8 protein-coding genes are annotated in these 11,772 nt (G+C 40.0%); all 8 read right to left on the minus strand.

The genetic code is table 11. From position 1 onward, the window contains the following. Window positions 1-233: 233 nt before the first annotated feature. The 8 genes from JOC74_RS07590 to JOC74_RS07625 all read right to left on the minus strand — a co-directional run bounded on the left by JOC74_RS07590 (window position 234) and on the right by JOC74_RS07625 (window position 11,744). Window positions 234-764 carry an HD domain-containing protein gene (locus JOC74_RS07590; RefSeq protein WP_053604007.1) on the minus strand — a complete coding sequence of 177 codons (531 nt, stop codon included), beginning with the start codon at window positions 762-764 and terminating at the stop codon, window positions 234-236. A 222-nt stretch (window positions 765-986) separates the two neighbouring features. Further along, the gene (locus JOC74_RS07595) at window positions 987-1,718 is read right to left on the minus strand and encodes a (S)-benzoin forming benzil reductase (protein WP_053604008.1); all 732 of its coding nucleotides are present in this window, start codon (window positions 1,716-1,718) and stop codon (window positions 987-989) included. A 23-nt stretch (window positions 1,719-1,741) separates the two neighbouring features. Continuing rightward, window positions 1,742-2,212, minus strand: a complete 471-nt coding sequence (gene essA, locus JOC74_RS07600) for a type VII secretion protein EssA (protein ID WP_053604009.1) — start codon at window positions 2,210-2,212, stop codon at window positions 1,742-1,744. Then, window positions 2,202-5,309, minus strand: a complete 3,108-nt coding sequence (gene esaA / locus JOC74_RS07605) for a type VII secretion protein EsaA (protein WP_053604010.1) — start codon at window positions 5,307-5,309, stop codon at window positions 2,202-2,204. The genes essA and esaA overlap by 11 nt, the downstream gene beginning before the upstream one ends. Beyond that, on the minus strand, window positions 5,306-9,796 hold the full coding sequence (gene essC, locus JOC74_RS07610; protein ID WP_053604011.1) for a type VII secretion protein EssC: 4,491 nt from the start codon (window positions 9,794-9,796) through the stop codon (window positions 5,306-5,308). Before essC ends, esaA begins: the two co-directional genes overlap by 4 nt. A gap of 84 nt (window positions 9,797-9,880) precedes the next feature. Next, the gene (gene essB / locus JOC74_RS07615) at window positions 9,881-11,110 is read right to left on the minus strand and encodes a type VII secretion protein EssB (protein ID WP_053604012.1); all 1,230 of its coding nucleotides are present in this window, start codon (window positions 11,108-11,110) and stop codon (window positions 9,881-9,883) included. 15 nt (window positions 11,111-11,125) lie between these two features. Further along, on the minus strand, window positions 11,126-11,365 hold the full coding sequence (yukD, locus tag JOC74_RS07620; RefSeq protein ID WP_053606097.1) for an ESX secretion system protein YukD: 240 nt from the start codon (window positions 11,363-11,365) through the stop codon (window positions 11,126-11,128). Between the two features lie 85 nt (window positions 11,366-11,450). Then, window positions 11,451-11,744, minus strand: coding sequence for a WXG100 family type VII secretion target (locus tag JOC74_RS07625; protein WP_053604013.1), 294 nt, complete (start codon window positions 11,742-11,744; stop codon window positions 11,451-11,453). Between the last annotated feature and the right edge of the window lie 28 nt (window positions 11,745-11,772).

Below are 11,772 nucleotides of genomic sequence, written 5' to 3' on the forward strand. Positions count from 1 at the left end.
AGCATAAGAAATTCTTCATAATCGAATGAGAAATTGACGTTTTTTCAAGAATAACAAAAAGAGCAGTTGTCTGCTCTTTTACATTCTTTCAATGTTTCTCGTTTTATAATCGTATATTTTGATCATTTTTGCGAATTTGGATAGGTTGTAAGCAGCACATTTCATGCAGAAAGAGTTTGAGGGGAAGCAGGTGAAAAAAGAGGATCGACAACCGCAGGCAGACTCACGTAACCTTATACAAGTTTTTTTATAGGATACCCTGCTTGGTCGATCATTTGGTCAAGCTTTTTAATACGATGTAAAGCTGTTGTTTGGTCAATGACGCGATAATGGTGTCTTCCTCCCGGCTCTTCATCCATTTCGTCAGCCATTTTGACAATTTGCTGAAGTTTGTTTTTTTCCAAATCTCCTTCCGGCAAATAAGAATCCGTATGAAGAAGTATGGCTAAAGCAATTTCCTTCGCAGCCTTGGGTTCTTCGCCAAGGCGAATTAACAGCTTATGCGCACGTTCAGCGCCTTTTATCGCATGTATATCATTTCTTTTGTACAATTCATAATCCCATTCTCCGTCTGTAAACCATTCATAATGCCCGATATCATGCAGGAGCGCCGCTTTTGCAGCAAGATCGGGATTGACTCCAGCTTTAACTGCCATGTGGCAGGCATGATAGGCACAAGCAATCGCATGGGCAATGCCTGAACGCTTGAGGTATTTTTGGGCAATTGGATGGGTGAATACGTCCACTAATAGAACGGATCTCATAGAAATCCCTCCTTGAAAGCATTTGTAGAATCCTAACATATTTTTAAGCTTTTCTCAATTTATTTGTTACATTTATTCTCATTTTTCGCGGAATTGTAATTCTGTACCCTTTTCCAGCCAGTGAAAAACACAGTTAAAGCAGTATATGATCACTTGCTTTCTACGTTATAGACAGTTTCTTTAATTTATAAAATTAAAAACCCGCGCATTCATGCCGCGGGTTTAGAGAAATTCTTTTATATCATATATGCGTCCGTTTTCCATCTCAGTTTCAAGCAGTGACATAAGCTTTCCCGCAACAAAATCAGGAGATCGAAGCTGTCCTTTTTCGTGAAATTCTTGAAATCGCTGCACCTGCTGAAAATCCTCTGCCTTCGAAGAACGAATCTGTCCCTGCATCTCGGTATTCATAATTCCTGGAGAGAAGGAGATTACTTTTACTGGGTTTTCATGATCCTCTTGTTCAACACCGAACACCTTTGTAAACATATCCAAACCTGCCTTGGAGCTGCAGTAAGCGCTCCAGCCCTTGCTTGGTTTGTGTGCGGCCCCCGAGGAAATATTAACAATTGTTTTCTTGCCTTTAAAATTTGCAGTCCATTTTACAAATGCCTGACTAAGTACGACAGGGGCAATAAGATTCAATGAATAATGATTTATCACTTCTCCTGCTTCAGCTTCGCCAACCCTTTTTATCGGTGTAACCGTTCCGGCATTATTAATTAGTGTGACAGAAGTGTAATGACTCAATGGTAATTTTTCTGTTATTTCTTGCATGAGCCGAATCATTTCTTCCGAATCCGAAAGATCTCCCTGGTAGCTTGTTAGCCTTTCGTGTTGATTCGTTTCTTTGCTTCGAGAAATGGCATTCACGTGTACGCCTTGATTAAGCAAACGTTCAGTAATCGCTCTGCCAAGACCTTTTGTTGAGCCTGTTACGATGGCAAGCTTCATTTTATCTCCTCCATTTCATGCTGCTATTGTGTCGTTTTAGGAATGAGAAAGAATAGTGCGCCGATCCCTAATAGGATTACACCGACAAACAGGCCCGTGATTAGAAATGATTGGTTGCTTTCGCCTTTCGAATCGATTTCTTCTTCACTCGCTTTCAATTTTCGCTGAAACGAGACATCGAGCTGCTTTGATTTAGCTGTTATCGTATTTGTCTCCTCTTTGGTCTCTTTAAACAGGTGATCGGCCAACAGCGTGTTTTTATTTGGTTTTTGCCCTTCAAATTTTAACATCAGCTGATCTTCTGAGAGCTGATTTTTTTGCTGATACAAGGAATCTTCATGTAAATAATCCGTGTTACGTTTTATTTCCTTTTCTTGATACTGATTCGGCTTGACATTTACGCCATTGCTATCCGCGTTTGCATATACGGGAAATGAGAAAAGAAAAGGGAGCAAAAAAAGCATTGTTCCCCTTTTTGAAAAATTACGCTTCATATCCGGTTTCGCTCTCCTCGGTTTTAGACGCTACATAGGCTGAAATGAAAGGTATTAAAAGCAATACCATTGTGATAACTGCCAATAGCGTAGTCCCCAATGCAAATAAATTGCCTGTATCGTATTGTATTGAAATATAAACAGCAGAAACCGGATCATGAAAATCAAAGTTTGGCATAACAAGATCAATTAACGGCGCCGTAAAGAACAGGATTAATCCTGCCGCTGCCAGCCACCCGACAATTGGAGTTAAAGTAAATGCCGTTTTTACAAGTGCAGAGCATGTAACCAATAGCAAAATGGTAAAAACAGACCATTGAATCGCTTGATCATCCGAAAGTGTGTAGATATTTAAGCTAAACAGGCTGATCATTAGGCCGACAATGATATTTAATAACCCAAACAATGCTCCTCTCACCAGCAGCGGGGCATTTCGATAATACTGGCTGAAATATCCGATAAGCAGGCTGCTGATAAGCAAAATAATCAATATCACGACTGGAGGAACTTTCTGGGTGGTCTCTGAAGGAACCTCCCCGCTAATTTGCAATGGATTTGCCAAATAATCATAGACATATCCGTTATTTTGCCCATCAACCAACGTATTGCCTAGAATCCCATAGACATCTTGCCGGATAAGCTTTGTTGAATAAACGTTTTGCGCCCAGTTGCGATTCAATGTATCCGATTTTTCCTGGACATCATTGACGCTTTGCTGAAGATTATTCGTATAATCAATGACTTCTTCTTGACGTTTAGATAATGAACTGATCGTATCTGATAATTCAAGCACTTCTTCTCCAATCGAATCTTGCATCTGTACAACGATTGTTCCGCCTAAGCCTTCCCCTTGAACCACGGTTTCTGCCGCACCCGTCGCTTGAGCGGGGTTACTCAGCTGTTCGGCTACACGGCCGGCACTCTCTGAAATCGCAGAAAGACTGTTCAAAATCTGTGTTTGTTCTTCACCAATGAAATTCTCATATCCATCAACAAATGAGGTCATTCCATTAATAAAGCTGTCGATCTCTTCATTTGAAGTAAGCATATTGTTTTTTAAATCCTGCCAGCTTGTCTCTTCTTCTTGATTGATAAACAGAACAGATTTCACCTTTTCCGACTGGTCATCAATTACTTTATTATTCTGTGATTCCGTCGATCTAGGGACAAACAATATATCATGATATTGGGAAAGATAGCCTGAGTACAACATTAGATCGTTAATATTTCTGCTGTGCAATGGCATATCAAAATATTTTTTCAGCTCTTCCTTGCGGCTGTCGCTAAGTGAAGGTGAATTCAAAATGTCTCGTTCTTTGTTGTTAATGAATTGATAAATTTCTTTATAATCATCGTTTCTGATGTCAATTTGCTCGTTTACTTCTTTTTTGAGACGAACGATTTCGTTATTCTTCTCATCAATTTGTTCTGTCAAATTTGTAATCGTCTCTTTTTGTTCATTTATGTTTTCTTCCAATACGCCTTTATCAGCAAGCAATTTGTTAACATTCTCAAGGGCATTCTTTTTGTCCGTTTCAATCACTTCGATCGTTTTTAAAAGGTCGTTGATATATTTTTTAAGCTCTTCGTTATTGCCGCTGTCATCGCCGAGCTTTTGGTTTATCTCAGTAACAGCTTGATCGATGCTTCCTTTAAAAGCTACAAGCTTGGTTTGGAGATCAGTTATTTCTTGATCGTTTTGCCCATTTTTCTTCGCTTCAAGCTCTGTAACCATAGACTGAATGCTTTGCGAAACATGACTCAATTGATCCAACTGATCACTTACATCCGGCACTTCCCATCCAGGGGGATCTGGTGAAGGATTATTTTCATCTTTATTTCCGGTTTCTGAATCTTGTGGTCCAGTTTCTTCATTTCCGCTTCCAGAATCTCCTGTTGCGGAAGCTTCTGTTCCTTCAATACTCGCGGGATCCAGCTCTGCTCCATCACCATTACTTTCCTCAGGCTCTTCCGGGTATTTGTTTTTTGGTTCTTCTGTCGGGTATTGAAGCTCCTGCCTTATTGGCAGAATTGTATTTTGAATCATTGTGAGCATGTACTGATTTGACGCGTGTTGATAATCGTTAATGAGCTGGCTTTGAATATCTCTAATCCCGCTTTGCTGCCGGGGAATTTGTGCTTCTCGAACATTTCGGAAGTTAGACATCACATCTGTTGTATGCCCTAATTGTGTCTGCAGCCCCCTCACGTTCGAGGTGAGTGAATTCATTTGAGTCGTAAATTGGTTTGACATTTGCTGCTGCTTCTCTGAAATCTCTTGCAGGCTTGTCTTAATTTGCGCTTCGTTCTCTGACTGTGAACTTAGCAATACCTCTCGCAGATTTTGCTGATATTCTTTGTATTGGTCCACGTTTTTAACAAATTCAGAAAGCTCTTCCTTCGCTTGATCTGTATTGTTTTTCCTTTCTTCTTTTGAAGCATCCGCACTTTCCATAGTATCTTTCAAAGTATTGATCATTTGCTGCTGCTGTTCGACTTCTCCGGCTAGATTAGTAGAGCTCGGTTTGTAAAAGCCTGTCATCGCATTCAGAAATTCGGCTTCTTTTGAGACAATTTTATCAAACTCATTTCTGACATTTTCAATCTCTTGTGATACATAGCTCCAATAAAGAGTGGACATCTGCTGATTCATTGACTTTTGGGCATCTTCCAGCTCTCTTTGTACTCTTTCTTTATTGACTGCATCCAGCCTTTCTTGGATAGCGAATCCGACTGTTGCCTTTTGTGGATGTTCTTTATTATAGCTTAAGATATTCTTTGAGAAATCAGACGGAATATATATGACAGCATCGTAATTTCTGTTTGCGAGTCCGTTTTCGGCCGCACTGCGACCCAGCATTGCCCAATCGTAGTCCGGCCGGCCTGAAAGAACTTGAGCAACCTCCCCTCCAAATCGAATCGTTTCCTTTTCCTCATCTACGCCCGCATCCTCATTAACTATGGCAATGCTGCGGGTGGCCTGGTTGGTTTGCTTCATTGGATCTTCCCCAATAAACTGGAAAAACAGGGAAGGGACAAGCAAGATAATGACCATTGTACAAATGATTTTTATCATGCTTTTTCTTTGTTCCGTCATATGGCTTTCTTCCTCTCTTTTGAACATAAAGGAATTTGTATCTTTCTCTCTTTCCCATTTTCGATTAAATAGCCATATCCGGGCTGAATCTCGGTTTCCTGGCGATCATATGGCAGTGGGATCATGTTTTGATCTGATTTCTTCATGAGCAGCACTGCTTGTCTTACCTGCTTCACTTCTGTGGTCAAAGAATCGTAGCCCTTTGAAAATTCGCTTGCATTTCCTGAGACAATCAGATGAAAGCCAAGATGGGCATATGATCTTATAAAAGATGTAATTTTATCCTGTATGGAAGCATCAATTGACTGTTGAAACCTTCCAAACCCGTCGATGACCAAAACGATGGAAGCGAATGAAAGATTTTGCACTTCTCTCTGCTGAACTGCCTCCAAATACATTGCTTCACGCGTTTTGAATACTTCTTCATTTTGAGTAAGCCATTCTTTCATTTCTTCTTTCGTGTCGATATTATTTATTTTTTCTTCCTGTGTAAACTCAGTCAATCCCCGGTCAATGCTGTCAAATACGCCAATTTGCTGAGTATCCCCGTCCAGAAGATATCTTAGCATCAGCTTTATGACATTCGTTTTTCCTTTTTGGGTCTGTCCCATTACAATACAATGCTTGGTTTTTGCAAGAGCCATATATACTGGCTGAACCGACTCTTCATCCAGCCCCAAAGGAATAAAGCCGTATTCTTTTCGACTAGGGACATAATTCTCTTCAAAGTCATACATTGATAACTCGGAAGGGAGCATTGGAATAGCTTTTGGCTTTTCTCTGTCTTCATATGTCATTCTTATTTGCTGAACCTGAGCCTTTAGTTCATCGAATAACTCGATGTCATCATCCGCTTCAACAGGCAGGAAGACTTGGGCAAAATAGGATGCGTCCTTTTTAATAATTACCCTTCCCGGAATCGGTTCTAGGCTGAATTTCGGTTTTCCGATGACTCCGTAAGCTTCTGTTTGATCCATTAAGTAATGAACAATTTTCGTTTTCAAATTGTTCATTAATGATTGGCGAACGGCATTTACCCTTGTTGCGCTTACGATCAAATAGATACCTAACGATTGTCCGTCCCTTGAAAATTTAATAAATTCCTGCTCGTAATCATACATTTCTTCTTTGACAACATCGAAGTTATCCAACACTAGAAAAATAATCGGAAGCTCGTCTTCAGCAAGAGCATTGTACAATTTAATATGGCTCATTTCCTTTTGGCGAAACAATTTTTTTCTGTGCTCTATTTCGTCTTTAACAAACCGCATAAACTTCTCCATTTTCCTCTTTTGGTCCAAAAGGAAATAGTCTGCGGTATGCGGAAGCTGAGCAAGAGGCAAAAGGGATCCGTTGCCAAAATCAAAAATATAGTAATGCAGCTCTTCTGGAGAGTACTCTTCAGCAAAGCTCATTAAAAGCGTCGTTACAGTTATCGATTTTCCGTAACCGGAAGATCCGAAAATGCCGATATTCCCATCCTCCATTATCTGATATGGATAAGGCGCTTGCTTTTGCAGATCCGGTTCATCTACATATGCAATGTGGAATACTTCTTTTTTATTAGATTTGTAGAGCATCTTAGAAATTCTTTCTTCCAACGGAGGCAGCCATGGGCTCGGAAGCCTCTTAATACCTAATTCTGACTGAACCCGTTCGATCTCTTCTGTCACTGCTTCTATTTCGATCTGTGAATTTTTTTGGGATTGAGATTCAGCAGTGACACCAGATAAAGGAATTAATCCTGTATCCGTCACAATCGCGATCTCATCTTCAGTTCCTGTTCTATCTTCCATATAGGGCGCGCCGCTCCAAGCCGATTGAAAGAGCTCATATACCTCATTATTTCCGACCTGCAAATATCCGCGGCCGGTTACTGTAATAGAAGCTGCATCGCTGTTTTTTAATATTTCTTTACTATCCTGCGCGTCTTGAACCTTAAGGGCTATCTTAAATCTGGAATTGCTCCAAATTTGATTATCGATAATTCCTCCCGGCTTCTGCGTGGCAAGAATCAAATGGACACCGAGACTGCGTCCAATCCTTGCCGCACTGACCAATTCACGGATAAATTCCGGCTCCTCGTTTTTTAATTCTGCAAATTCATCTGATATTAAAAAGAGGTGCGGCATGGCTTCTTGCGCAATTTTTTCCTTGTAAAGCTTCGTATAGTCGTTAATATGGTTCACCTTGAATTGATCAAAGAGCCTCTGCCTTTTTTTCAATTCACTTTTTATGCTGGCAAGCGCCCGTATACTGAAATTTTTGCTTCCTTCAATATTCGTAATGGTCCCAAGCAAATGCGGAATATTTTTAAAAGGCTGAGCCATTCCGCCGCCTTTATAGTCAATTAGCAGAAACGCAACTTCATGGGGGTGAAAATGTACAGCTAAAGAAAGAAGATACGTTTGCAAAAATTCACTCTTTCCGGAACCAGTCGTTCCCGCCAGCAATCCGTGCGGGCCATGTGCCTTTTCGTGAAGGTTTAAATATACAAGATCATCTTTTCCTTTATATCCAATTGGAACAGAAAGCGACTTCGCCGATTCACTGCTTGCCCATTTTTCCTTAATGCCAATTTCGTTTACGTCTCTCGTATGGAAGAGCTCTAAAAAAGAAACCATGTTTGGAATCGAATTTGTCATTCCAACTAAATGATTGAGCGTTCTGAGCGTTCTTGAAAATGTTTCATTACCTTTCTTGCTATGTTGATCAAGAGCAAACGGAATTTGTACCGCTTTTTTCTGTTCGATTAAAATATCTCCTTCGCGATCATTAATATAACGAACGAGTGTATAAATATGCTCAGGCAGGCTTTCTTTCGTATCAGCTGCCATAATCATGGAGAGGCCAAGATTTTTCGGTTCCCCCTCAAGGTATTCCAATATGACGTGCTCAGAAATCAGCTGATAATTTGTAATGATAAATACAAAATGCGGCTTAAATAGCAATTTCTCTTTATCATCCTCTAAATCACGCTCTCTCAACGTTTCATAGACGGAAGACAGGATTTGGTCTCTCGTCTGTTCATTATAAATAAAGCCCTTGGCATAGGAATTTGGCAGCTGAAAATGAGGCAGCCACTTCATCCACTCCCAATCTTTATATTCATTCTCATCAAAAATAAAGATCAAGCGGAGATCGTGATAGCTGTGAAAAAATGCAAGTTGCCCGATCAGCTGGTGAAGCTCATTTTTTACAATTGACTCTTTCCCTACAACTCCCATAGGCCCTTCTGCTAAATTGACAGTAACGGGAACGTTTTTCACTTTTTTATAGACTTTTTCCATTTTTTGTGTTTTTTCTAACAGCTCATCCGTATCACGATGAGCAAGATCTCCGCCATTCATAGAAATCTGATAGCTGGCTTCGACATCTCCTGTGCCGAGACGAATTTGCAGAAAATCGGCACTTTCCAATGATTTTTCCCAAATACGGCTGTCTATTTCCTTGGTTAAAAATTTCATACGTTCAAAACGGGGGAAATGGAAGGAAAGGACACTTTTTTGTTTGTCTGACAGCTCCTGCAATTCTTTCCGCTTATTTTCCAAATACAGCTTGTAAACTCTTTTCCGCTTTTCTTCCCGCTGTTTTTTCTGCGTTCTTTCTCTAAAATATTGTGCTGAAGACGTAATTAAGGTCGTAATGAACATCATGATCGAGACAATTATAAAGATTCCTCTTGGCTGGAGAAGGGCAACGATCCCAATGACAATCAGCATGACTAATGGAGGCATGATGATAATCCAAAAGCTTCTGCCTTCATAATCATTTTCTTGATACGGAAACGTAAATGTCACTTTTTCCTTTGGAAGTTCATATATCATACGTGGAGTTCTTCGAAAAAGCGGGTATTTCTTCTTCATCTCTGAGCTTGGTTTCATCGATCTTTCCAAAGTGGTTTCATAAGGTTCATAACTGACAACTTCCAGCAAATCATTTTCAATTAATTTAAATACTGTAAATTCCCAGAACAGCTCATCTCCGCTTTCAATTGGAGCAGGTGCGGTACACTTTATTCCGTTTACATACACCTCTTGATTCTCAGGAAGAACGTGCCATCTTCCGTTCGTATGCAGGAGGGAAAATCCCCCTTTTTCTGCAGAAAATAGCGGGCTCGTCCCTTTATAAAAGCTGGCTTTTTCTTTATCATCTGTCGAAAAACGAATGTCCTTCTTGTCCCCTAAATAGTAAAGAGACGTTTCAGCCTTGTCTTCCGTCAGAATGATGGTCATTTGTTTATTCTTATTTTTCAGCAAAAAAGGCTGGTTCTCCGTTATACTCCCCAGAGATTCTTCTCCTTCAAACAGATAATATCCGTCACTGCTATTATTTGGTTCTAAAGTAATGATTCCTTTTTCGAACGGAAAGCTTCGGATTGTGATTGTCTGCTGTAAATCAGGACCTATGGTGTAAGTTCGCGCAGGCTTCTGAGTTAATTTTATAGATTGATAGCCTTGGTCGTTGAAAACCCATAGCAGATCCATGTGTCTCCCTCCTGAAAAAAACCCTTTTAGTCGTTGATGGTTTTCCCTATTTATCAAATAGATTCTATATATTTTTATGGTAATTTAGTTGTTGTTGCCGGAATCCTGCTGATTTTCCGCTGCTGAATCATTGGATCCATCAGACTGCTCTCCCTCAGTTTGCTGCTCTTCCAATTCATTTCGATACTCTTGCAGTTCGCCTTCAATCTGTTTCACTTGCTGCTCCTTCTCTTGACTATCCAGCTCGCTGCTTGCCATAATTTCCTTTTGATAGTTAATAAGTCCATATGCAATCAGATCTCTATCCTCCAGCATACGTGCAATATCAATTGCTTCCTTGTTCTTCCCCCTGCCGATATTAATCCAGTACATAAAATATTGAGGGTCAGCTTGGAGCGTTAAGGTGTTTTCAATATTGCCCCTTTGTTCTTCGGTTAAAGATACTGTAACAATATACGAACGGGCGAGCTGATATTGGACGCCCTGCGGCATGCTTCTTTCATCATATTTTGATAGTTCGTTAATTACTTCGCTGTACTGATTGTTTAAGAAAAGCCTGTTACTTTCGACATATGCCTCTTGTCTCGGAATGGCAAAAAATAAAGAATAAAAGGAGTAGATAATGGCAGGAACAAGCAGTACAATAAGCCCAATTCCAATATACTTTTGCATACTCCATTTCTTTTTTGGGATGTGCAAAAGCAATTTTTCTTCGGCTTCGATTTCTTCTATCTTTTCTTTAATATACTCAAGAAGTTCCGTTTCGTTTTTTTTGGATAGGATTTCTTTGGCTGTTTCAGAAAGTTTTAATGTTTCATAGTATTTTAAATAGTCATGAAAGGGATATTTTTCATCCACCGAAAGTGCTATGAGCGCTTTCATCTCATTCATCAGGCGATCATGGTCAGTTTCATAGGGAGGAATGCTTTCTGTCACGCCATAATGCAAAAAAGCAGGTGTAAGACTATGGTCAAACACGATATTTTCCGGTGCAATAATCAAATGGAGCCTTTCCATTGAATGCTCCTGTACTTTTTTAACAAGCTGATAAGCAAATCGCCATTTGCTCTTTTGATCTTTCCTTTTAAGAATACGGTAATTTTGATATGTAGAAGGGGGATGAATGGTGACAAGCAACTCATCATCAGTTAGTTCTATTTTTTTCTCAAAAGCAGGGTCTACTTCCTTTATCATGGTTGCTTCCAAACCATCCAGAAGCTTGATTTTTTCGCGTTGAAAGGTGAAGGTATAGCCTTCATTTTCGTTCATAACTGCATCTATTTGTTCTTCGAGATATGTTTTTTTATCTTCCATTCCATTCGGACTCCCTCATAAAATTTCCACTCGGTCCCCTGTCGTAATACCGCATTCAGACATCGTTCTTTCCCCCGGAAACACTTGTTCTTTATTGATAATTCTTACCCAGCAGCCTTCACGCGGAGGAATCGAAATTTGTTTTGTCTGCCATACAATATCAATGACATTCTTAATCGAATGATAATTTGACAGCCTGATATCGAATGGATCACCGCTGTAGTTCTTCAAATCTATCGTAATCTCAATATACATAGTTTTCCACACTCCGAAACGAAAGAAGAGCGCCGTCATGTTATGAATTAGGCGCTCCTTTTATTCTTCAATTCATTCTAAATGACTAGCCGCGAATTTGCGACGCGATACCTTGGTCAGTATCTCTAAGTGTTTTCGCAGTGCTGTCAAGCTGGCGGGATACATCAGCAAGCAGCTGGGCCATTTGTTTGAAAGAAGGCTCTAATTCTTCATATTGCTGAGCAAACGCTCTGCTTGATTCACCTTCCCATTCATCTTGGAGCTGGCCGATCAAGTTTCTAAGAACTCCGATTTGCTCCTCAACTTTACCGCTTTCTTCCTGATACCTCTGCGCTTTTTCTTCTAATTGTTCCGGAGTGACACGAATGATTCCTGACATATTTCATCCTCCTTTGTTAATATGTAGC

The organism is Bacillus capparidis (assembly GCF_017832095.1).
Lineage (GTDB): Bacteria > Bacillota > Bacilli > Bacillales > Bacillaceae > Bacillus > Bacillus gobiensis.

Coding starts and splice junctions, on each gene's coding strand:
- JOC74_RS07590 (WP_053604007.1), bottom strand. CDS start 764: ATGAGATCCGTTCTATTAGTGGACGTATTCACCCATCCAATTGCCCAA.
- JOC74_RS07595 (WP_053604008.1), bottom strand. CDS start 1,718: ATGAAGCTTGCCATCGTAACAGGCTCAACAAAAGGTCTTGGCAGAGCG.
- essA (WP_053604009.1), bottom strand. CDS start 2,212: ATGAAGCGTAATTTTTCAAAAAGGGGAACAATGCTTTTTTTGCTCCCT.
- esaA (WP_053604010.1), bottom strand. CDS start 5,309: ATGACGGAACAAAGAAAAAGCATGATAAAAATCATTTGTACAATGGTC.
- essC (WP_053604011.1), bottom strand. CDS start 9,796: ATGGATCTGCTATGGGTTTTCAACGACCAAGGCTATCAATCTATAAAA.
- essB (WP_053604012.1), bottom strand. CDS start 11,110: ATGGAAGATAAAAAAACATATCTCGAAGAACAAATAGATGCAGTTATG.
- yukD (WP_053606097.1), bottom strand. CDS start 11,365: ATGTATATTGAGATTACGATAGATTTGAAGAACTACAGCGGTGATCCA.
- JOC74_RS07625 (WP_053604013.1), bottom strand. CDS start 11,744: ATGTCAGGAATCATTCGTGTCACTCCGGAACAATTAGAAGAAAAAGCG.